The 20,592-nt window shown below is 67.4% G+C and carries 19 protein-coding genes; 10 read left to right on the top strand and 9 right to left on the bottom strand.

The annotated features are described in order from the left end of the window. The first annotated feature begins 130 nt into the window (after positions 1-130). Entirely contained in the window at positions 131-826 is a 696-nt protein-coding gene (gene hutC / locus G3N98_RS07205; RefSeq protein WP_089428141.1) for a histidine utilization repressor, read from the top strand. 20 nt (positions 827-846) lie between these two features. On the opposite strand, the gene G3N98_RS07200 is transcribed toward hutC, so the two are convergent. Beyond that, positions 847-2,088, bottom strand: a complete 1,242-nt coding sequence (locus G3N98_RS07200) for a glycosyltransferase (protein WP_206147750.1) — start codon at positions 2,086-2,088, stop codon at positions 847-849. A 94-nt stretch (positions 2,089-2,182) separates the two neighbouring features. Between G3N98_RS07200 and G3N98_RS07195 the strand changes: the two genes are divergently transcribed. Continuing rightward, complete coding sequence (locus G3N98_RS07195) at positions 2,183-2,803, top strand: TetR/AcrR family transcriptional regulator (protein ID WP_206147749.1); 621 nt, start codon at positions 2,183-2,185, stop codon at positions 2,801-2,803. 120 nt (positions 2,804-2,923) lie between these two features. Here G3N98_RS07195 and G3N98_RS07190 read toward each other — a convergent pair whose 3' ends face one another. After that, complete coding sequence (locus tag G3N98_RS07190; RefSeq protein WP_206147748.1) at positions 2,924-3,526, bottom strand: TetR family transcriptional regulator; 603 nt, start codon at positions 3,524-3,526, stop codon at positions 2,924-2,926. A gap of 387 nt (positions 3,527-3,913) precedes the next feature. Between G3N98_RS07190 and G3N98_RS07185 the strand changes: the two genes are divergently transcribed. The 3 genes from G3N98_RS07185 (at position 3,914) to G3N98_RS07175 (ending at position 6,737) form a co-directional block, all read left to right on the top strand. Next, the gene (locus G3N98_RS07185; RefSeq protein ID WP_089474336.1) at positions 3,914-4,576 is read left to right on the top strand and encodes a DUF3313 domain-containing protein; all 663 of its coding nucleotides are present in this window, start codon (positions 3,914-3,916) and stop codon (positions 4,574-4,576) included. A gap of 38 nt (positions 4,577-4,614) precedes the next feature. Then, positions 4,615-6,204: an MlaD family protein gene (locus tag G3N98_RS07180; RefSeq protein WP_346779076.1), complete on the top strand. Its 1,590-nt coding sequence runs from the start codon at positions 4,615-4,617 to the stop codon at positions 6,202-6,204. Positions 6,205-6,383: 179 nt separating this feature from the next. Continuing rightward, positions 6,384-6,737: a hypothetical protein gene (locus tag G3N98_RS07175; protein ID WP_069250955.1), complete on the top strand. Its 354-nt coding sequence runs from the start codon at positions 6,384-6,386 to the stop codon at positions 6,735-6,737. A 37-nt stretch (positions 6,738-6,774) separates the two neighbouring features. Here the strand turns inward: G3N98_RS07175 and G3N98_RS07170 are convergent, their stop codons facing one another. The 5 genes from G3N98_RS07170 to G3N98_RS07150 all read right to left on the bottom strand — a co-directional run bounded on the left by G3N98_RS07170 (position 6,775) and on the right by G3N98_RS07150 (position 11,576). After that, positions 6,775-7,602 (bottom strand): alpha/beta hydrolase, encoded by an 828-nt coding sequence (locus G3N98_RS07170; protein WP_206147746.1) that lies wholly within the window; start codon positions 7,600-7,602, stop codon positions 6,775-6,777. A 109-nt stretch (positions 7,603-7,711) separates the two neighbouring features. Beyond that, positions 7,712-8,629: a LysR family transcriptional regulator gene (locus tag G3N98_RS07165; RefSeq protein WP_011355987.1), complete on the bottom strand. Its 918-nt coding sequence runs from the start codon at positions 8,627-8,629 to the stop codon at positions 7,712-7,714. 250 nt (positions 8,630-8,879) lie between these two features. Beyond that, entirely contained in the window at positions 8,880-9,125 is a 246-nt protein-coding gene (locus tag G3N98_RS07160; protein WP_043178075.1) for a DUF3717 domain-containing protein, read from the bottom strand. A gap of 264 nt (positions 9,126-9,389) precedes the next feature. Next, positions 9,390-10,925, bottom strand: a complete 1,536-nt coding sequence (locus G3N98_RS07155; protein ID WP_089433263.1) for an amino acid permease — start codon at positions 10,923-10,925, stop codon at positions 9,390-9,392. 408 nt (positions 10,926-11,333) lie between these two features. Continuing rightward, entirely contained in the window at positions 11,334-11,576 is a 243-nt protein-coding gene (locus G3N98_RS07150; RefSeq protein ID WP_179255076.1) for a hypothetical protein, read from the bottom strand. Here G3N98_RS07150 and G3N98_RS07145 point away from each other — a divergent pair. From G3N98_RS07145 to G3N98_RS07125, 5 genes are all read left to right on the top strand, one after another. Then, positions 11,515-13,047 (top strand): sensor domain-containing diguanylate cyclase, encoded by a 1,533-nt coding sequence (locus tag G3N98_RS07145; protein ID WP_174975855.1) that lies wholly within the window; start codon positions 11,515-11,517, stop codon positions 13,045-13,047. The genes G3N98_RS07150 and G3N98_RS07145 overlap by 62 nt on opposite strands. Before the next feature lie 163 nt (positions 13,048-13,210). After that, positions 13,211-14,281 carry an FUSC family protein gene (locus tag G3N98_RS07140; protein WP_206147745.1) on the top strand — a complete coding sequence of 357 codons (1,071 nt, stop codon included), beginning with the start codon at positions 13,211-13,213 and terminating at the stop codon, positions 14,279-14,281. 330 nt (positions 14,282-14,611) lie between these two features. Further along, entirely contained in the window at positions 14,612-15,946 is a 1,335-nt protein-coding gene (gene argG / locus G3N98_RS07135) for an argininosuccinate synthase (protein ID WP_069250949.1), read from the top strand. Between the two features lie 221 nt (positions 15,947-16,167). Then, a complete protein-coding gene (locus G3N98_RS07130; protein WP_089428148.1) occupies positions 16,168-16,665 on the top strand; it encodes a shikimate kinase in 498 nt (165 codons plus the stop codon). A gap of 341 nt (positions 16,666-17,006) precedes the next feature. Then, positions 17,007-17,801 (top strand): polysaccharide lyase family 7 protein, encoded by a 795-nt coding sequence (locus G3N98_RS07125; protein ID WP_175236953.1) that lies wholly within the window; start codon positions 17,007-17,009, stop codon positions 17,799-17,801. A gap of 77 nt (positions 17,802-17,878) precedes the next feature. On the opposite strand, the gene G3N98_RS07120 is transcribed toward G3N98_RS07125, so the two are convergent. Then, positions 17,879-19,189, bottom strand: a complete 1,311-nt coding sequence (locus tag G3N98_RS07120) for an MFS transporter (RefSeq protein ID WP_175236952.1) — start codon at positions 19,187-19,189, stop codon at positions 17,879-17,881. Between the two features lie 241 nt (positions 19,190-19,430). Beyond that, complete coding sequence (locus G3N98_RS07115) at positions 19,431-20,513, bottom strand: tartrate dehydrogenase (RefSeq protein WP_206147744.1); 1,083 nt, start codon at positions 20,511-20,513, stop codon at positions 19,431-19,433. Positions 20,514-20,592 lie beyond the last annotated feature (79 nt).

Raw genomic sequence — 20,592 nt, 5'->3', positions numbered from 1 at the left:
GCGCCGGCCGAACAGGGATCATTCGGGGAATCCGGGCCCGCGCGCCTGCGAAACCGGTACACTCGGCGCCGGGCGCGCGCCGGATCGGCATTCGGCGGCGGGCCGCTGCCGACTCTGGAATCGTGATCCCATGACCACACCGATCTATCAGGAAATCAAGGACTTCATCCTCGCGCGCATTCATGCCGGCGAATGGGCGGAAGGCGACCAGGTGCCGTCGGAGAACGAGCTCGCGCGCGAATTCAACGTCGCGCGGATGACCGTCAACCGCGCGCTGCGCGAGCTGACCGCCGAGCAGGTGCTCACGCGCACGCGCGGCTCCGGCACGTACGTCGCGTCGCCGAAGTACGAATCGACGCTCGTCGCGATCCGCAGCATCTCGGATGAAGTCGCCGCGCGCGGCCACGGCTATCGCGCGCAGGTGCTGCAGGTGGGCGCGGCCGTCGCCGATGCGAAGCTCGCCGACGAGTTGCAGATCGACACGGGCAGCCCGATCTTCCATTCGCGCGTGCTGCACTTCGAGAACGACACGCCGGTGCAGCTCGAGGAACGCTGGGTCAATCCGGCCTGCGCGCCCGAGTACGCGTTGCAGGACTTCACGACCACGACGCCGAACCAGTACCTGACGCGCGTCGCGCCGCTGCAGCGCGTCGAGTACCGGATCGAGGCCGCGATGCCCGACGCCGAAACGCGCCGTCACCTGACGATGGACGACCGCGAGCCGTGCCTGCTGCTGCATCGGCGCACGTGGTCGCAGGGGATGGTCGCGTCGGTCGCCAATCTGTGGCACCCGGGCAGCCGTTATCGGTTCACTGGGCATTTCTGAGCTGAGGTGGATGCCCGGGCTTACCGCGCGCCCGGCGGCCCCCATCTCTCGATCGCACTGACGGCCCGTTTCAAGCCTTCCTCTTGTGCGATGCGCGCGCCGAGTTCGATCGCGCGCGCTTTCGTTTCGTCCCGTTCGGCGAATGCGATGGCCTGCGCCAGTGCGGCAGCGTCCATGCGCCGCCCCGCCACCGGCGCATCCGCGACGCCGAGTCGCTGCAGCCGGTTCGCCCAGAAGAATTGATCGCCCGCGAACGGCACGACGACCGACGGAATGCCGGCCCGCGCGGCCGAATGCGTGGTGCCCGATCCGCCGTGATGGATTGCCATCGATACCTGCGGGAACAGCCAGTCATGCGGCGTATCGCCGATCACGTGAACGTTCTTCGGCAGCATCGACGCGTCGATACCGCTCCAGCCCGGATAGAACAATGCACGGCGACCGGCGAGCGCGTGCGTCAGCGCTCCGACCATCGCGGTGCGATCGAAGCCGGCCATACTGCCAAAACCGATGTACGCGGGGCGATCGCCCGCTTCGAGAAATGCAGAGAGTTCGGACGATGGCGCCCATGCCCGCGCATCGATCCGCCACTGGCCGCATGCCTGCACATTCGACGGCCAGTCGCCCGGGCCGGACAGCAGCGCCGGCGACACGCCGTACAGCATCGGATGATCGGTCCACACACGCTTGCGCGGCGGCAACCCGCAAACGCTCGCGCGTGCCGCATTCGTCGCCTTCCTGAACGCCTGCCACAGCAGCGCGTTCACGAACCGGTGGCTCGCACGGTTCAGCCAGCGCGGCACCTTCCCCGGCGGCAGGAACGGCGACGCGAATTCCGCAGTGGGTGTGATCGGGATCATGCCGGTGCCGATCGCCGGCACGCCGCGATACTCGGCGACCGACAAGCCGACGAACGATGCGAGCCCGCACACGAGGATCGCGTCGCAGCCTTCCGAGGCATCCGCGATTTCGCGCATCCACGCAGCCGTGTTCGCATTGGCGATCGCCGCGAGCGCCTTCGACGTGTCATTGAAGCCGCCGCGTCCGCGCACCGCATCGGCCAATGCACCATCCGGCGCAATCGCCCCGCGGATATCGCCGGACAACGACGCCGACGGCACGCCAAGCGCCCCTGCCGCCCCCAGCGTCGCCGCATCGGCCAGCAGCCGGACATCGTGGCCGGCATCGATCAGCGCACGACCGAGCGCCGCAAGCGGGCGCGTGTCGCCTTCGGTGCCGTAGGTGGCGATGACGAGCTTCATGCGTGACTCCTCGTGCGCGGCGGTAGTGGGTGGATTCATAAAAATGCACGTCGTATACTAATGCAACTCGTGCACTTTCAGTCAATCCCCCGCCATGACGACTCCGACCGACGATCCGGGCCGCCGCGCCCGCAAGCGCATCCAGATGCTCGCGCATCTCGCCGCCACCGGTGCACGCCTGTTCGACGCGCACGGCTATGAAGCGGTCACGATGGAACAGATCGCCGCGCAGGCCGATGTCGCGAAACGCACGCTGTACAACCACTTTGCAACGAAGGAAGCCGTGCTCGCGCACTGGCTGGAGGGTGAACTCGCACGCGATCTCGCGCATCTGCAGCGCGACGTCGCGCGGCGCAAGACCTTCGCGTCACGCATCGGCTGCGTGCTCGATGCGTCGGCTGCGTGGTGCGAGCAGCATCCCGCGTACCTGCTCGCGTATCTGCGCCATCGCTTCCTGAGCATCGGCGCGGCCGAACCGGCAAGCGGTGGAGAGAACGGCAGCGATATCGCGCTCGTGTGGCAGCAACTGATCGCAGCCGGGCAGCAATCCGGCGAACTGAACGGCACGCTGCGGGCCGACCAGCTCGCGACGTGGTTCCATCACCTGTATCTCGCAGCGATGCTGCGCTGGCTGACCGTGCCGGGGCTGTCGCTGAAACGGGAGTTCCAGGCGGTCGCGAAGCTGTTCGTCGAAGGTGCTCAAGCGAAAGGGTGAGCGGCGCCGGTAAGCGTTGACCGGTCAGGCGCTCACCGGATCACAAGCGCCCGAGCACGACCGAGAGCAGCGAGCGCCCGAAGCGGGCGACCGCCACCCCGCAAGCAACGAACGCGCGCTTCATTTCTTTCGCGACGATTTCGCGGCCGGTGCGGCAGCGTCGCCGCCCGACGGCCATTGCGTCTCGTCGAGCAACCGGTCGAACAGCCGTGCGCGCTCGTCGGCCGACAGCGGGCACAGCCCGAACATCGCCGAGAGCGCGAGCCCCCACGCCGCCTTCCAGCGCAGCAATGCAAGATCCGGATCGCCGGATTCGGCCGCGATGAGCTTCACGTTCTCTGCGTCGATATCCCGCACCTGCTGCAGCGGCGCGGGATCCTCGACCAGCGCCGCCATGATCGCGAGCGCCGCCGACGGCTGCTGGTCGATCACTTCGCGCATCGTCGCGATCTGCGCGGACAGCGTCGGCTGCCCCGCCCCCGGATCGCGCGCGGCCAGATAGTCGCGCTGGAATCGTTGGTAGTAGTCCTGCTGGTGTTCCATCAGCGCGTTCAGCACATCGCCTTTCGTGCGGAACTGGTGCATCAGCCCGCCCTTGCTGATGCCGCTTTCGCGTGAAATCGCGTCGAACGTGAGCTTGCCCGGGCCGTCGCGCTCGAGAATCGCGAGCGCCGCCTGGATTGCGGCAGTGCGCGTTCGCTCGGAACGCGTCGGGTTGTCCATGAACTGTCCCCGCTATGGAGTCGTACCATGCGACCGCGCCGGACCGGCGGGATCACATGAAGGAAGTGCGCGGAGTCTATCACAAACAAACCGCCTGGTCGGTTTACTTCCAGAAATGGCGGTGCTACGATCGGCTCCCGCATCGGCCCCTGTCGGATGCCGGACCGCACCGCGCGTCGCGCGGCGCGGCGCAAGCGCCACCTGCAGCCTGGCGGTCCGGCCGATCGACCCTGCCCGACGGCTTGTCGCTCCCGATATTCATGGGGTTGCTGCGCCTCAAAAACAAACCGTCTGGTTGGTTTTTTTCAAACCCGAAGCGGCAATGCCGCCCTGTTTCACCACCCTTCGCCCGGCTCCACCGGCGCGAATCCCGACCCGGAGCGTCAGATGAACCCCTTGTTCAAGTCCAGCCACCTGCTCAACGCCGCGCTCTGCGTCGTGCTCGCCGGATGCGCCGGCGTCCAGCCCGCCCGCTACAGCAGCATCGAATCGTCGCCGTACCTGCGCAGCGATCCGCAGGACAAGTCCGGGCGTGTGCCCTACCGCTACGCATTGCCGGCGGACTGGCACACGTACCGGAAGCTGATCCTCGACCCGGTGGCCATCTACCGCGGCACCGACCATCAGTTCGGCGACCTGTCCGACCAGGACAAGACGACGCTCGCCGCGTACATGGGCGACACGTTCGCGAAGAAGCTGAGCAAGCGCTTCGAGCTGACGAACACGCCGGGCCCCGGCACGCTGCGCGTGAAGCTGACGCTGACGGGCGCCGTGACGACGACCACGTTTGCCGGCGCATTCGCACACTTCGATCTCGCGGGCAACGTGTACAACGGCGTGCAGGCGATCCGCGGCCGCGAAGGCGCGTTCACGGGCTCGGTCATGTACGCGGTGGAGATCCGCGATGCCGCGACGAACCGGCTGATCAATGCGTACGTGACGAAGCAGTATCCGAATGCGATGAACATCGGCGCGAGTTTCGGTGCGCTCAGCGCGGCCAGGACGGGCATCGACAAGGGCGCCGATGCACTCGTCGCGCAATTCGACTGAAACCCGCCCGCACAGGTTGGCCCGTGTGGCGCAGATGCGTGCCGGCCCGCTCGCGGGCGGCGCGCTTCTGGATCGTGCCGCTCGCGGCCGCCGTGCTCTGCACCGCATGGGGCATCACGTCGCTCGGCAACCGCGGGCCGACCATCACGATCGCCTTCGCGAGCGCCGACGGGCTGACAGCCGGCCGATCGACACTGCGGTTGCGCAACGTCGAAATCGGCCGCGTCACGCGCGTTCGCGCGTTGCGCGGGCAGCCGGGCGTGACGATCGATGTGCGACTGAACGCCGACGCGCACGCACTGGCGGTGGCGGACACACGCTTCTGGATCGTGCGGCCGCGCATCGGGCCCGGTGGCCTCTCCGGCCTCGATACGGTGCTGTCCGGTACGTATATCGCGGCCGCGCTCGGCCATTCGCGCGAACCGCGCACGACGTTTGCCGGGCTCGACACGCCACCGATCACGGAGGAAGGCGGCCGCCACTACACGCTGCGCGCGGCATCGCTCGGCTCGGTCGCGATCGGCTCGCCCATCTATCATCGGCGCGCACGCGTGGGCCAGGTGACCGGCTATGCGCTCGATGCCGACGGGCACGGTGTCACGATCGACGTGTTCGTCGCCGCGCCGTTCGATCGGGCTGTCGACGTCGACGCGCGCTGGTGGCAGGCCGGCGGCCTCGGCCTGCAACTCGGCGCGGGCGGCATGAAGCTCGACACGCCGTCGATCGCCGCGCTGCTCGGCGGTGCCCTTGCGTTCGCCTCGCCGCCCGGGCGCGCATCGAGCATCCCAGCACCGGACGGCGCACGCTTTCGCGTGGCCGATGATGAAATCGACGCGATGCGCACGCCGAACGCGCAGCCCGCGCCCGTCGTGATGCGTTTCGATCGTTCGCTGCGCGGCCTCGAGGTCGGCGCGCCGGTGGAGTTTCGCGGCATCGAACTCGGCAACGTGACGGCTGTCGGCACCGAATACGATGCAGCGCGCGGCGACGTCACAATGCGCGTGACGATGGCGCTCTACCCCGACCGCCTCGGGCAGCGCTACCGCGACGTGCTCGGCAACGGCGAGTCCGAAGCCGGCAAGGCACTGCTGCGCACGCTCGTCGCGCGCGGCTTGCGTGGCCAGTTGCGCGTCGGCAACCCGATCGCAAACCGCTCGTATGTCGCGCTCGACATGTTCCCGAATGCCCTGCCCGTCTCCGTCGACACGAATCACGAGCCGATCGCGTTGCCGACCGTGCCCGGCACGCTCGACGTGCTGCGCGTACGGATGACCGATATCGCCGGCACGCTTTCCCGGTTGCCGCTCGATCGCATGGGTACGGATCTGAACGCAGCGCTCGCGAATACCAACGCACTGTTCGGGCAACTCGATACCGAACTCGCACCGCGTGCACGCATCGCGCTGGGCACCGCACGGCAATCCTTCACGGCCGCGCAGGCGATGCTCGGGCAACCAGGTGCGGATACATCGAACGTGCGCCGCACGCTGACGCAATTCGCGCGAACATCAAGCGCGCTACGCGCGTTGGCCGACGATCTGGAGCAGCATCCGGAGTGGTTGTTGCCGCATGCATCGGGCACCACGCAACCTCCCGGCGCAGCGTATCCGGCGAATACGGCACGATAGACGCGTCGCGCGGCGCAGATGCATTTTTACGACGGCCGCACGCATCGCATGCCAAATTTCCCGTGCAGCAGTATGCTGATGTCGTACGGCCGCGCGCGACGCTTCGGGTAATCCCTTCGTTTGCACGTTGTCGCGCCGCCGTCGCGACCGCAATCATGCGTTGCAAGGAGGGATTCGTGATGGCAACCACGCATCAGCATTTCCACCTCGAACTACGGCACGCCACCGCGCCGACCTATTTCATCAGCTACCTGTTTCCCGCGTTGCTGTTCGTGTACGAACTGCTGCGCGTCGGCCAATGGATCCGCGATCACGGGATGCAATTCGCCGCGTTCAAGCAGATGGGTTACGAGTATTTGCTGATGCTGCTGTTCGTCGGACTGCAGATCGTCGTCGAGGCAATCTTCCTGCTCGGCGCTGCAATGCGTCGCGACAATCGCGACTTCGAGCACCGGCTGCCGAACGTGGTCCTCGGGATCGGCCTCTCGATCGCCGTGCTCGCGATCGACCTCGCGATCCAGCTCGCGTTCTGACGGCCGGCGGGCACCTGCCCGCCGGTGGCAGCAGCGCTCAGGCGAGCGCGTCGCGCAGGAACGTCGTCACGGCGGCCAGCACGTCGCCGGTTCGCTCGCGGTGCGGCATGTGCCCGCACTGGCCGAGCAACAGATACGACGATGGCCCCGCGACGCGCGCGGCGATCCGCTTCGGATGCACGTCGGACCCATATTCGTCGTCTTCGCCGTGAATCGCGAGCGTCGCGCATTGCACGTGCGGCAAGTCGTCGTCGAGATTCCAGTCGCGAAAAGCCGGCGACAGCCACGTGTCGAGCCACGCGCGCAGCACCCATTCGGCCTTGTCGCCGTGATAGCGCGCGAGCCGGTCGAGCTGACCCGGTTCGTCGAACTGCTGCCCCGCGTCGCGGATGCCGGCCAGCGTGCGATCCTCGACGAACGCCTGCGCGGCGATCGTCACGAGCGCGCGGCAACGATCCGGATGCGCGGCCGCACACCCGACCGCCATCCCGCCGCCGACGCTGTGCCCGAGCGCGACGAACGCGTCGACGCCCAGTTGCTCGAGCAGCGCCGCGAACGCGTGATCGGCCTCGTCGCGCACGAACGTCGTGCCGAGTTGCCCCGGATGACGATCGGAACGACCGAAGCCGAGGCGATCGTAGGCGATCACGTCGCGCTGCGTGGCGCGCGCGAGCTGCGCGGGGAAGTCGCGCCACAGTTCGACGCAGCCCAGCGAATCGTGCAGCAGGACGATCGGCGCGGCCGGCTCAGGCGCGGCCGCCTTCGACGCCCCCGTCTGTTGCGCCAGACCACCGCGCCAGCGTTTCGCGAAGAGGCGCCCTTGCGGCGTCTCGACGGTTGTCTCCTCGATCGGGATATCGGTCATGTGTGTGTCGTCTGCATGAAAGCGGCCGCCCTTCGGCGGCCACCTGGGATCCCGCGATGGTGGCCCGCGCCCGCACGCAGCGTCAAGCAAGCCCCCACCGCCCGCGCGTTCATTCGGGCTGCGGCGGCAGATACTCCATCTGCGCCTCGTCGTACAGCCGGTAGATCAGCGCCTGCATCGCGCGAAGATCCTCCGATTCGTCGAGCATCCGCATGCTCATGATGATCGGCGACACGAGGTTCGGATCGTCGAGCGGCTTGTAGCTGATGTCGTCGCGCTTCAGCCCGTACACGCTGTGCGGCACGACCGACACGCCCTCGCCCATCGCGACGAGGCCGAGCGCGATCTGCAGTTCGCGCGTCTCGTAGATCTTGCGCGGCTGCAACGCGCGATCGTGAAACGCCGCGAGCACCTGGTCCGCGTAGCTCGGGCGCGGCGCCTTCGGAAAGATGATCAGCGTGTCGTTCACGAGGTCATGCAGCGACAGCACCGGCTTCGCGCTGTCGAGCGGATGGCCGACCGGCAGCGCGACGATCATCCGCTCCTCGCGCAGCACGACGCGCCGCACGCTCGGATCCTCGTGGCGGATGCGCCCGAACCCGACGTCGATGCGCCCTTCCTTCAGCGCCTTGATCTGGTCCATCGTCGACATCTCGTGCAGGCTCAGCTCGACGGCCGGATACTCGCTGCGAAAGCGCCGGATGATCTTCGGCAGCATCCCGTACAGCGTCGAACCGACGAAGCCGACCGACATGCTGCGCTCGATCTTGCCGACCCGCTTCGTCATCGATTCGAGCTCGGTCGTCTGCGCGAGCAGCTGCACCGCGTGCGAATAGAAGAAGCGGCCCGCATCGGTCAGCTTCAGCGGCCGTGCATTGCGCTCGAACAGCGGCACGCCGAGCGCTTCCTCGAGCTGCTGGATCTGCCGGCTCAGCGGCGGCTGCGCGATATGCAGCCGTTCGGCCGCCCGCGTGAAATTCCGCTCTTCGGCGACCGCGACGAAGTAGCGGAGGTGTCTCAACTCCATGTTCGAATCCTCCCGGGCAGGCGACGGATGTTCATTCGGCACCGCGCACGGCGCGGGCGCCGGCCGTCCACACCGGCCCTGCCGGTCACCTGCCTCCCGATCCCGTCACGATACCTCAGCCGGCACCGCTCCCGGCGCGAACCGCATGGCGCGCGCAGCGGCGGCGAGCGCCGCGCAAAGCAAAACGGGAAGCCGCAACGCTTCCCGTTCGTTCACCGATACCGCGCCGCGGCACCGTGTGGGCCGAGCATCACACCTCGGTCGCGTAGAGCGCGTCGCGCTGCGCGTCGCTCAGCGAGTCGAGCGGCACGTCCGGCAATTGGTAGCAGATCATCGTGCCGTACAGCTCGGCGAGGCAATTGCTGCCGGCGTCGAGTGCGTAGCCGTCCTCGCCGTCCGGCGCCGGCGGGTACACTTCGCGCCACGCGTTGATCGCGGCTTCGAGTCGCACGATGGAAACGGGTCCGGCCTTCCGCTCGGCGGGTGATGCGCTCATGGATTCCTCTGGGTTGCGCGCTCCGCGGGCCGTAGCGGCCCGGATGGAACGATGAAAACGCCGGGCGTTTCGCCGGCCGCCGCGTGTCGCGCGCGCCGGATGCCGATCCGCGCGGCGCGCCTCGCGCCGGCCGGGCCGTGGCCCGGTAGGGTCGGGCAATATAACCGGCTTTGACCCCGTGCAGGCAAAAGCCGGGCAAAAAAAACGGGAAGCGCGAGGCTTCCCGTTTAGTCGTACGTCACGCGGCCACGTGCCGCGCCCGCGTCAGCCCGCGGTTTCGCGGTTCGCCACCGGCTGCCGCTGCGCGCCGCGGCTCGCGGCGATCCACGGCGCGATTTCCATGTCTTCGTAGCGCACGAAGCGGCTCTTCTTCAGGAACCGGAAGCCAAGCCACACGACCAGGAACAGCGGAATGCCGACGTAGGTCGCGGCCACGCCCGCCCAGTCGATCCGGTTCGCGAGGAACGCCTGATAGTCCTGGCCGAGCGCGATCACGAGGCACAGCACGAACGCGAACAGCGGGCCGAACGGGAACCACTTCGACTGGTACGGCAGCTGGTCGAGCGCGTAGCCCTGCTTCACGTAGCCCTTGCGGAACCGGTAGTGGCTGACCGCGATGCCGAGCCACGCGATGAAGCCGGTCATCCCCGACGTGTTCAGCAGCCACAGGTACACGGTCTTGTCGCCGTACAGCGACGTGAAGAAGCACAAGGCGCCAACCGCCGTCGTCGCGTACAGCGCATTGCGCGGCACGCCGCCCGCTGACAGCTTCGCGAAGATCTTCGGCGCGCGGCCTTCGGTCGCGAGGTTGTAGAGCATCCGCGTGGACGCGTACATGCCCGAGTTGCCGGCCGACAGCACGGCCGTCAGGATCACCGCGTTCATCACGCCGGCCGCGAACGCAAGGCCCGCGTGGCGGAACACGAGCGTGAACGGGCTCACGCCGATGTCGGTCACGTCCGTCTTCAGCAGGTTCGGGTCGGTATAGGGAATCAGCACGCCGATCACGAAGATCGCGAACACGTAGAACAGCAGGATGCGCCAGAACACCTGGCGCACCGCGCGCGGGATCGTCGTGCGCGGGTTTTCCGATTCGCCGGCCGCGACGCCGATCAGCTCGGTGCCCTGGAACGAGAAGCCGGCGATCATCGCGACACCCATCAGCGCCGGCAGGCCGCCCGCGAACGGTGCGTCGCCGATCGTCAGGTTGCCCCAGCCATTGCTCGGCGCGCCCTTCAGAATGCCGAAGATCATCAGCAGGCCGACGCCGATGAACGCGACCACGGTGACGACCTTGATCAGCGCGAACCAGTATTCGGCTTCGCCGAAGCCGCGCACGGTCAGCGCGTTGAGCAGGAACATCACGCCGAGGAACGCCGCGCTCCACCACACGCCCGGCACGTTCGGGAACCAGTAATGCATCACGAGCTGCGCGGCGACCAGTTCCACCGCGATCGTCACGGCCCAGTTGTACCAGTAGTTCCAGCCGAGCGCGAAACCGAAGCCTTCGTCCACGTATTTCGCGCCGTAGGTCGCGAACGAGCCCGACACCGGCATGAACGCGGCCATCTCGCCGAGGCTCGTCATCAGGAAATAGACCATCAGGCCGATCGCCATGTACGCGACCATCGCGCCGCCGGGGCCGGCCTGCGAGATCGACGCGCCGGACGCGACGAACAGGCCCGTGCCGATCGAGCCGCCGATGGCGATCATCGTCAGGTGGCGCGCCTTCAGCGCGCGATGAAGCTTGGGTGGGTTCGCTGACGAACCGGATGGGTCGGATTTCGGAAGTGCGGACATAAACGAGACGAACGTTGAGCGGGCCGGCATCCGTAGCCGGCGCATGCGGAATCGGAGCGCGGTGCGCGTCCTGCGATGCATTCGATGCGGCCCCGATACGCGTTGCGCGGTGGGCGCCTGCGGCGAAGCGCGGATTCTACCTGATTCGTCACGGGGACAGCTCAGGTGCCACCGCCCGCCGCCGCCGTGGAGATTTCGCAGAATCAAGGGGTTGGCCGCGTCGAACCGGGCTGCCGTCGCAGGTCGGCTCAAAAACCCCGCGCGCTGGATGGTTATCCGGCGCTCCGATCCCATCGAGTTTCGCAACCGCCTCGTCGCCATCCGCCCGCTACCGCACCGGCACGCATAATCGCCGGGTAATCACGGGATTATTCAGACAATACAACCGATATCGACGATTGATTCAAATCAAATCACCCGCGTGTAAAGCGGTAACGATGCGTAATCGTTGGGAATCGCCGTATCCGCATGCATGTTTTGCATGTGCACACGAATCTCCGGAATTCGCGAGATAATGCGGCCCGATTCAAAATAAACAGCGTACGGAATCGCCAACGACGCGAAAATCCGCCGCCCGCCCCCATCGAGGATGAAGTCATTCACGCTGCCCGCCGCGCTGCGCCGCCATACCGCGTCGATCGTGGCACGCATTCTGTCGCCGCGCGGCGTACTCGTGGCGGGGATCGTGCTGCTGATGTTCAGCTGGGGGCTTTCCACGTCGCTTTTAATCGAGGCGCGGCGCGATGCATACGACCATGCGGTCGAAAATGCACGCAACCTGATGCTGCTGATCGAACGCGATATCGCGCGCAATATCGAGCTCTACGATTTGTCGCTGCAGAACGTCGTCGACGGCATTACCGATCCTGAACTGGCGACGCTGCCCCCGCGCCAGCGTCACCGGCTGCTGTTCGACCGCGCGGCGACCGGCGAGTATCTCGGGTCGATCTTCGTGATGGACGCGCACGGCAATATCGTGATCGATTCGAGCGCATCGCCCGCCCGGCAAGGCAATTTCGGCGACCGCGACTATTTCGCCGTGCATCGCGACCAGCTCGCCCAGGGCCTCTACATCAGCCGGCCGTATGCGTCCCGGCTGCGCGGGGGCGCCTTGACGATCGCCCTCAGCCGCCGGATCAACCGGCCCGACGGCGCGTTCGCCGGCATCGTCGTCGGCACGCTCAGCATCGACTACTTCCGCGCGCTGCTAGATGGCCTGGCGGTCGGCAAGCACGGCAGCGCGGCGATCGTCGAGGACAACGGCACGCTCGTGTCGCGCCTGCCATTCGACCCGCACGTGGTCGGCCTCGACCTGCACAGCTCGCCGCTGTTCATCGAATCGCAGCGCGCCCGCGACGGCGCGCTGACCGGCGTCGGCGCGATCGACGGCATCCGGCGCATCTATGTTTACAAGCATCTCGCCGCCCTGCCGCTGATCGTCGACGTCGCGCCCGCCGAGATCGACATCTACGCGTCGTGGCACCACCGCGCGATCTGGACCGTCGTGCTGATGTGCCTGTTCACCGGGTTCATCGCGTGGGGGTCGCTGGCGCTGTCGCGCGAACTGAAGCGCCGCCAGGTCGCCGAATCGAAGCTGTACCGGCTCGCGCACACCGATGCGCTGACGGGCCTCGACAACCGCGGCACGTTCGACACGGTGCTCGCGAAGGAGGCGCAGCGTGCGTCGCGCAGCGGCCGCCCGCTGTCGGTGCTGTTCGTCGACGTCGATCACTTCAAGGCATTCAACGACTATTACGGCCATCCCGCCGGCGACGACGTGCTGCGGCGCGTCGCGCAAACCGCGTCGCGCTGCCTGCGCCGCGACAGCGATCACGTCGCGCGCTACGGCGGCGAGGAATTCGTCGTCACGCTGCCCGACACCGATGCGCCAGGCGCGTTGACCGTCGCCGAGGGCATCCGGCGCGCGATCGCGGCGCTCGACATCGAGCACGCGAAAAGCCCGTACGGGCGCGTCACGGCGAGCATCGGCGCGGCGACCGCCACCGACGGCCGCGTGAACGCCGCGACGCTGCTGCAGCGGGCCGACGAGGCGCTGTACCGCGCGAAGTCCGGCGGCCGCAACCGCGTGCTGGAGGCGCAGCCGAGCGCCGCCGGCGCATGACATCGCCGTGACGTGGCGTGAAGTCGCACGTCGGCCGGCCGGGCCGGATGACCGCACCGTGGACAGTCCTCCCGCGTTCGGTTAGCGTGACACCTGCTGCGCATGCGGCGCGGCGCCGGCCCGCGCAGGCCGCCGTGCGCGTTCCGGCCACTCCCGTTCCGCCATGACCACCCCGTTCCCTGCCCGGCTGCCGCCGTTCCTGCGCCACGCGCTCCGCCCGCTGCTCGACCCGTACCGCCGCTACCGGCACGCGAAGCTGATCCATGCGGCGCGCGTCTCGCTCGCGATTCTCGTGTCGATCGCACTGTCCACCGGCCTGAACGTGCCGCACGGCGAGTGGTCGACGATCACCGTGCTGATCGTCGTCGGCGGGCTGCAGCACCACGGCAACATCCGCAAGAAGGCGGCCGAGCGCGCGCTCGGCACGTCGATCGGCGCGCTCGCGGGGCTCGGGCTGATCCTCCTCTACTCGTTCCTGCACGCGCCGTTCGCGATCTACCTGCTGATGGCCATTGGGTGCGGTATCTGCGCGTATCACGCGATCGGCAAGGCCGGCTACATCGCGCTGTTGTCGGCGATCACGATGGTGATCGTCGCCGGGCACGGCGACAACGAGATCGTCGACGGCCTGTGGCGCGCGGTGAACGTGCTGGTCGGCATCGCGATCGCGCTGGCGTTCTCGTTCGCGCTGCCGCTCTACGCGACCTATTCGTGGCGCTACAAGCTCGCCGATGCGCTGCGCGCGTGCGCGGCCGTGCATGCGCGGCTCGCGGGCGATCGCCAGGTCAGCGACGACGCGCACCTGAAGGAAATGGCCGCGCTGAGCGCGCTGCTCGTCCAGCTGCGCTCGCTGATGCCGTCGGTGTCGAAGGAATGCGAGACGTCGATGATGCAGCTCGAGGCGATCCAGCGCAGCCTGCGCCTGTGCATCGGTTATCTGGAGATCCTGTCGAGCGCGCTGCCGGCCCGCGACGATCTGGCCGCCCGCGAATACATGCGGCTCGAAATGAAGGCGGTGAACCGGCGCATCCGCGACACGCTGGTCGGCGCGAGCCGCGCGCTCAAGTTCGGCACGCCGAGCCGGCTCGCCCCGCGCCGCCGGCCGACGGACGTGCCGCACGACGCGCCGCCGCCGCAGTTGTCCGGCTACGTGTCGATCACGGCCAAGCTGGCCGGGGAAGTCGACCAGCTGCGCGAGAAGCTGCTCGACACCGCGCAGTCGTGGAACATCTGACGTCGGCGGGGATCCGGGCTTCGCGCGCTCGCCTTTCATATACCTTTCGGCTCGACATATCGGCATCCTGACGGCGGGCCGCACCACCCGTCAGCCGATCCGGCCCCGGAAACACGGCCCGCGGCCGGGCGCGTCGATGCCTGTTTCTGCCGCGATTTCGCACCGGCGAGCGCGGTATTCTCCACCCGGCTCACCGCCCGCCAGGCCCGCCGCGACAGGCCCGACGACGGTTCCGCGCGAAAATCAGCCCTTGCCCCAACCTCCCGGACAGCCGATACTCGCATATTCCGCGAAATACGATCCCACCGGCTTCAATCCACGGTAATTCCTATGAGCACGATTCTCGAAAGCCTCCCGACCGGCCAGAAGGTCGGTATCGCCTTCTCCGGCGGCCTGGACACCAGCGCTGCATTGCACTGGATGAAACTCAAGGGCGCCGTCCCGTACGCATACACGGCGAACCTCGGCCAGCCCGACGAAGACGATTACGACGCGATCCCGAAACGCGCGATCGAATACGGCGCAGCCGGCGCCCGCCTGATCGACTGCCGCGCGCAGCTCGTCGCCGAAGGCATCGCGGCGCTGCAAAGCGGCGCGTTCCACATCACGACGGCCGGCGTCACGTACTTCAACACCACGCCGATCGGCCGCGCCGTGACGGGCACGATGCTCGTCGCCGCGATGAAGGAAGACGGCGTCAACATCTGGGGCGACGGCAGCACGTACAAGGGCAACGACATCGAGCGCTTCTACCGCTACGGCCTGCTCGTGAACCCGGATCTGAAGATCTACAAGCCGTGGCTCGACCAGACGTTCATCGACGAGCTCGGCGGCCGTGCCGAAATGTCCGAATTCATGAACCAGGCCGGTTTCGCGTACAAGATGTCGGCCGAGAAGGCCTACTCGACCGATTCGAACCTGCTCGGCGCGACGCACGAAGCGAAGGATCTCGAAAGCCTCGAAAGCGGCATCAAGATCGTGAACCCGATCATGGGCGTCGCGTTCTGGCGCGACGACGTGAAGATCGCCGCCGAAGAAGTGACGGTGCGCTTCGAAGCCGGCCAGCCGGTCGCGCTGAACGGCGTCGAGTTCACCGACCCGGTCGAGCTGCTGCTGGAAGCGAACCGCATCGGCGGCCGCCACGGCCTCGGCATGAGCGACCAGATCGAGAACCGCATCATCGAGGCGAAGAGCCGCGGCATCTACGAAGCCCCGGGCCTCGCGCTGCTGTACATCGCGTACGAGCGTCTCGTCACCGGCATCCACAACGAAGACACGATCGAGCAGTACCGCGAGAACGGCCGCCGCCTCGGCCGCCTGCTGTACCAGGGCCGCTGGTTCGACCCGCAGGCGATCATGCTGCGCGAAACCGCACAACGCTGGGTCGCGCGCGCGATCACCGGCGAAGTGAAGATCGAACTGCGCCGCGGCAACGACTACTCGATCCTGAGCACGAAGTCGCCGAACCTCACGTACCAGCCGGAACGCCTGTCGATGGAGAAGGTCGCATCGACGTTCTCGCCGCGCGACCGGATCGGCCAGCTGACGATGCGCAACCTCGACATCACCGATACGCGCGACAAGCTGCGCGTGTACTCGCAAGTCGGGCTGCTGACGCCGGGTGAAGCGTCGGCGCTGCCGCAGATCAAGGGCGACGAGAAGTAAGTCGCTTCGCTCGACGCCGTGCCGCATCGCTGGATGCGGTACGGTTGGGCAGGCTGGGGGGCGCATCCTCTTCGCGCACTCGGCCTGCCACTCCTTCCGCCACTCCCCCGCCTGTCTGCTTTCCCCTCCGCAATCGCATCACCTCGCGTGACGTACCAACGGCACGGCATCGCCACACCCGTCATGGCAAGCTGCGAGTCTTCCAATTCCTGCGCTGACTCATGACCGCCCTCACCGTCATCCACCTGAACGGCCCGATCAACAGCGGCAAGACGACGATTGGCCTTGCGCTCGCACGCTTGCTGCCCGACGCACGCTTCATCGACGGCGACGATCACGATGCGCCCGAGGACGCACCGTTCGACGTGCAGTGGGCGATCGCGCTCGAACGTCTCGTCACGCAGATCACGCACGCACGTGAGCGTCATCTGGTCATCGCCTATCCGATCGGCGAAACGGAATTCGAGCGGCTGCGCGCCGCCTGCGACGCGCGCGATGCGCGGCTGTTCATCGTGACGCTCGCACCGCCCGAAGCGGTCGCATCGTCGAATCGCGGCTCGCGTGCGCTGACGGACTGGGAGCGCAACCGGATCGCCGAGATGTATCGCGAAGGCTATGCGTCGCGGCCGTTCAGCCAGATGGTGCTCGATACGTCCGATGCGACGCCTGATGCTTGTGCGGCGCGTATCGCACAACAAGTCGCGGCGACTGAGCCGTAACCGGCAAACCTGACCGCGCCCTTCACGCCGGCACGCGGATACCTCGCGGCAGCCGGCGAAAGACAGCTTCTTCGGCCTAAATAGGAAAACGTTTACTCTTCCGACACTTCTTGCTAGCATCGTCCTCGATCGGCTTGAGCGCATTCACGGAAAGCCGATTGCAAGCCTTGAAAATCCCGCAATTCCCGGCATCACTGTTTCAGCCTTCGAGCCTCATCTGCTTTCTGTATTTTGGAGTGAATCCTGCGGGCGACCGATCTCGTTTCGACGATCAGGCGCCAGAATAGGAAAACGTTATCCACAACGTGGCGCCCAGCCACGGACCATCAGAGAGAGACACCATGAAGAACAGGATCATCCCGTGCGTCGTCGCCGTTCTGTCCGTTGCGTGCCTGTCCGCGTGCGGCGGCGACGATCCGGCCAGCCCGGCCGCCGCCGCCCGCCAGCAGGCCACCGTGATGGCGCTCAGCCCGTCGAACCCGCCCGGCTCGAACTTCAACCTCGCGCCGTTCACGCTGCAGTTGCCGACCGGCTCGTCCGGCAAGGTCGACACCGTAAGCGGCTCGTCGCTCGCGGGCGGCTACGTGAACCCGACGTATTTCTATACGGACGGCAGCGACGGATCGATGGTGATGATGGACCCCACACAGGGCTGGACGACGTCCGGCTCACTGCATCCGCGCACCGAGCTGCGCGAGAACGCGATCTGGCCGACCTCCGGCACCAACCGGCTGAACGCGACGGTGGCCGTCACGCAAGTGCCCGGCCACACGACGATCGGCCAGATCTTCCAGGGCACCGGCCCGAGCAAGCCGCTGTGCGAGCTGCAGTTCACGTCCGGCGGCGTCGTGCAATTGCTGCTCGAAAGCACCAACCAGGGCGGCAAGTCGACGACCACGCCGATCACCACGGTCGGCGTCGGCCAGAAGTTCAGCTACGCGCTGAGCCTGAGCGGCACGACGATCACCGTCACCGCGAACGGCACGACCAAGACCTTCACGATGGATTCGAGCTTCAACGGCGAGAGCTTCTACTTCAAGGCCGGCGACTACGACCAGACGGCCGTGTCCGGCACGCCGCTGACGACGCCCGGCACCGTCGTGAAGTTCTATGCGCTGACGCTCACGCACAGCTGATCGTGCGGCACGACGCATGAAGCCGGACGGGCGCACGTCATGCGCGACCGTCCGGCGTTTCGATGCACACGTCGCGCTTACGAGTGATGCCGCACCCCCGACACGGCGGCTTGCCTCGCGCCCTTGCGGCTCAACATCAGCGTGACGACCGCCGACACCGCGAGCGTGCCCGCCACCACGTAGAGCCCCGCCGCATACCCGCCCGTCACGTGCTTCAACCAGCCGATCGCGAACGGCCCGACGAACCCGCCGAGATTGCCGATCGAGTTGATCATCGCGATGCCCGCCGCCGCGCCGGCGCCGGACAGGAACGCGCTCGGCATCGCCCACAACGGCGCCTTCGCGGCGCTGATCCCGATGTTGACGACGACCAGCGCGAGCACGGTCAGCAGCGCGGTGCTCGCCTGCCCCGCGAACACGAAGCCGATGCAGGCAAGCACGCACGGAATCACGACGTGCCACGTGCGCTCGCCGGTACGATCCGAATGCCGCGCCCACGCGATCATCGCGACGACGGCGGCGATGCTCGGAATCCCGGTGAGCAGGCCCGTCTGCAGCGCGGTGAAGCCGAACTGCTTGACCATCAGCGGCGCCCACAGGCCGAGCGTGTACAGCCCCGCCGACGTGCCGAAGTAGATCAGCGCGAGCGCCAGCACGCGCGGGTCGCGCAGCGCCTGCCACGCGCCGGCCGTATGCCCGGCATGCGTGTGGCGCGCATCGGCTTCGGCTTTCAGCTTCGCGACCAGCCAGTCGCGCTCGTCCGTGCGCAGCCACACCGCCTTCGACGGCGCATCGGTCAGGCACCTGAGCACGACGAAGCCGAGCACGACCGCCGGCAGCGCTTCGACGATGTACAGCATCTGCCAGTCGGCGAGCCCGAACATCGGCGGCATCTGCATGATCGCGCCCGACAGCGGCGAACCGATCGCGGTCGAGATCGGCGCGGCCGCCATGAACCACGCGGCGGCCACCGCGCGCTGCTTCGCGGGAAACCACAGGCTCAGGTACAGGATGATGCCGGGGAAGAACCCGGCTTCGGCCATGCCGAGCAGGAAGCGCAGCACGTAGAAGCTCGTCGGCCCGGCCGCGAATGCGGACACGGCCGACACGATCCCCCACGTGATCATCACGCGCGCGATCCAGAGGCGCGCGCCGACGCGATGAAGAATCAGGTTGGACGGCACCTCGAACAGGAAGTAGCCGATGAAGAACAGGCCGCCGCCGAATCCGAACGCGGTCGGCGACAGGCCGATCGCCTTGTTCATCGTCATCGCGGCGAAGCCGACGTTGACGCGATCGAGAAAGCTGACGAAGTAAAGCAGCATCACGAACGGAATGATGCGCCACATCAGTTTCCGCGCGACGCGGGTTTCCAGATCCGCTTGCATGTGTCTCCTCCTTCGAGGTCGAGCCGTCGAGTCGTCGAGTCGTGCTCGGTGTTTGAATGCTCGCCGGCACCGCGACGAAGCGCGTGGGCCGGCGCGCCCCGCTCGCGTCGGGCGCGCGAGTCTCGGGGCAAAAATCCGGGGACGATGAACGGGCGACGCCCGGTAACCGGTTGCGCTCGCGCGCCGCCGCCGGTCGCCGGCCGCTATGTCGCGGCCCGCCTGCTCATCGCCGCGCTCGTCGTCAGGCGGCGACCGCCGCGTGCGCGACGCGCTCGCACACCGCCGCCGTCACCTGCGCGGTCGTCGCGCTGCCGCCGAGATCGCGCGTATGCAGCGACGGGTCGGCCGTCACCGCCTCGATCGCCTGCATCACCCGCGCGGCGGCGGCCGTTTCGCCGAGGTGCTCGAGCAGCATCACGACCGACCAGAACGTGCCGACCGGATTCGCGAGCCCCTTGCCCATGATGTCGAACGCGGAGCCGTGGATCGGCTCGAACATCGACGGATAGCGGCGCTCGGGATCGATGTTGCCGGTCGGCGCGATGCCGAGGCTGCCGGCGAGCGCGGCCGCGAGATCGCTGAGGATGTCCGCGTGCAGGTTGGTCGCGACGATCGTGTCGAGCGACGCCGGCCGGTTGACCATGCGCGCGGTCGCCGCATCGACGAGTTCCTTGTCCCACGTCACGTCGGGGAATTCCTGCGCGATCTGCTTCGCGATCTCGTCCCACATCACCATCGCGTGCCGCTGCGCGTTGCTCTTCGTGATCACGGTCAGCAGCTTGCGCGGGCGCGACTGCGCGAGCCGGAACGCGAAGCGCATGATGCGTTCGACGCCGGCACGCGTGAGGATCGACACGTCGGTCGCGGCCTCGATCGGATGGCCCTGGTGCACGCGGCCGCCGACGCCCGCATATTCGCCTTCCGAGTTCTCACGGACGATCACCCAGTTCAGGTCGTCGGGCCCGCAGCGCTTCAGCGGCGCGTCGATGCCGGGCAGGATGCGCGTCGGGCGCACGTTCGCGTACTGGTCGAAGCCCTGGCAGATCTTCAGGCGCAGCCCCCACAGCGTCACGTGATCGGGCACGTCGGGGTCGCCCGCCGAGCCGAACAGGATCGCGTCCTTGCCGCGCAGCGCATCGAGGCCGTCGGCCGGCATCATCGCGCCGTGCCGGCGATAGTAGTCGGCGCCCCAGTCGAAATCCTCGAACTCGAACGCAAAGCGGTCGCTGCCGCGAGCCAGCGCTTCCAGCACCTGCTTGCCGGCAGGCACCACTTCCTTGCCGATCCCGTCGCCGGGAATCGTTGCGATACGGTAGGTCTTCATGCGCACATCCTCGATTGATCGTCAGCGTGAAGGCACTTTACCTAACCAGGAGTGCGGGAACCGGTGCTAGACTCAAAGC

Source organism: Burkholderia sp. Tr-20390 (genome assembly GCF_017104595.1).
GTDB lineage: Bacteria > Pseudomonadota > Gammaproteobacteria > Burkholderiales > Burkholderiaceae > Burkholderia.
Note: the sequence above shows the minus strand (reverse complement) of the source record. Positions and strands in the feature narration are given on the sequence as shown.

Coding starts and splice junctions, on each gene's coding strand:
- hutC (WP_089428141.1), top strand. CDS start 131: ATGACCACACCGATCTATCAGGAAATCAAGGACTTCATCCTCGCGCGC.
- G3N98_RS07200 (WP_206147750.1), bottom strand. CDS start 2,088: ATGAAGCTCGTCATCGCCACCTACGGCACCGAAGGCGACACGCGCCCG.
- G3N98_RS07195 (WP_206147749.1), top strand. CDS start 2,183: ATGACGACTCCGACCGACGATCCGGGCCGCCGCGCCCGCAAGCGCATC.
- G3N98_RS07190 (WP_206147748.1), bottom strand. CDS start 3,526: ATGGACAACCCGACGCGTTCCGAGCGAACGCGCACTGCCGCAATCCAG.
- G3N98_RS07185 (WP_089474336.1), top strand. CDS start 3,914: ATGAACCCCTTGTTCAAGTCCAGCCACCTGCTCAACGCCGCGCTCTGC.
- G3N98_RS07175 (WP_069250955.1), top strand. CDS start 6,384: ATGGCAACCACGCATCAGCATTTCCACCTCGAACTACGGCACGCCACC.
- G3N98_RS07170 (WP_206147746.1), bottom strand. CDS start 7,602: ATGACCGATATCCCGATCGAGGAGACAACCGTCGAGACGCCGCAAGGG.
- G3N98_RS07165 (WP_011355987.1), bottom strand. CDS start 8,629: ATGGAGTTGAGACACCTCCGCTACTTCGTCGCGGTCGCCGAAGAGCGG.
- G3N98_RS07160 (WP_043178075.1), bottom strand. CDS start 9,125: ATGAGCGCATCACCCGCCGAGCGGAAGGCCGGACCCGTTTCCATCGTG.
- G3N98_RS07155 (WP_089433263.1), bottom strand. CDS start 10,925: ATGTCCGCACTTCCGAAATCCGACCCATCCGGTTCGTCAGCGAACCCA.
- G3N98_RS07145 (WP_174975855.1), top strand. CDS start 11,515: ATGAAGTCATTCACGCTGCCCGCCGCGCTGCGCCGCCATACCGCGTCG.
- G3N98_RS07150 (WP_179255076.1), bottom strand. CDS start 11,576: ATGCGTGCCACGATCGACGCGGTATGGCGGCGCAGCGCGGCGGGCAGC.
- G3N98_RS07140 (WP_206147745.1), top strand. CDS start 13,211: ATGACCACCCCGTTCCCTGCCCGGCTGCCGCCGTTCCTGCGCCACGCG.
- argG (WP_069250949.1), top strand. CDS start 14,612: ATGAGCACGATTCTCGAAAGCCTCCCGACCGGCCAGAAGGTCGGTATC.
- G3N98_RS07130 (WP_089428148.1), top strand. CDS start 16,168: ATGACCGCCCTCACCGTCATCCACCTGAACGGCCCGATCAACAGCGGC.
- G3N98_RS07125 (WP_175236953.1), top strand. CDS start 17,007: ATGAAGAACAGGATCATCCCGTGCGTCGTCGCCGTTCTGTCCGTTGCG.
- G3N98_RS07120 (WP_175236952.1), bottom strand. CDS start 19,189: ATGCAAGCGGATCTGGAAACCCGCGTCGCGCGGAAACTGATGTGGCGC.
- G3N98_RS07115 (WP_206147744.1), bottom strand. CDS start 20,513: ATGAAGACCTACCGTATCGCAACGATTCCCGGCGACGGGATCGGCAAG.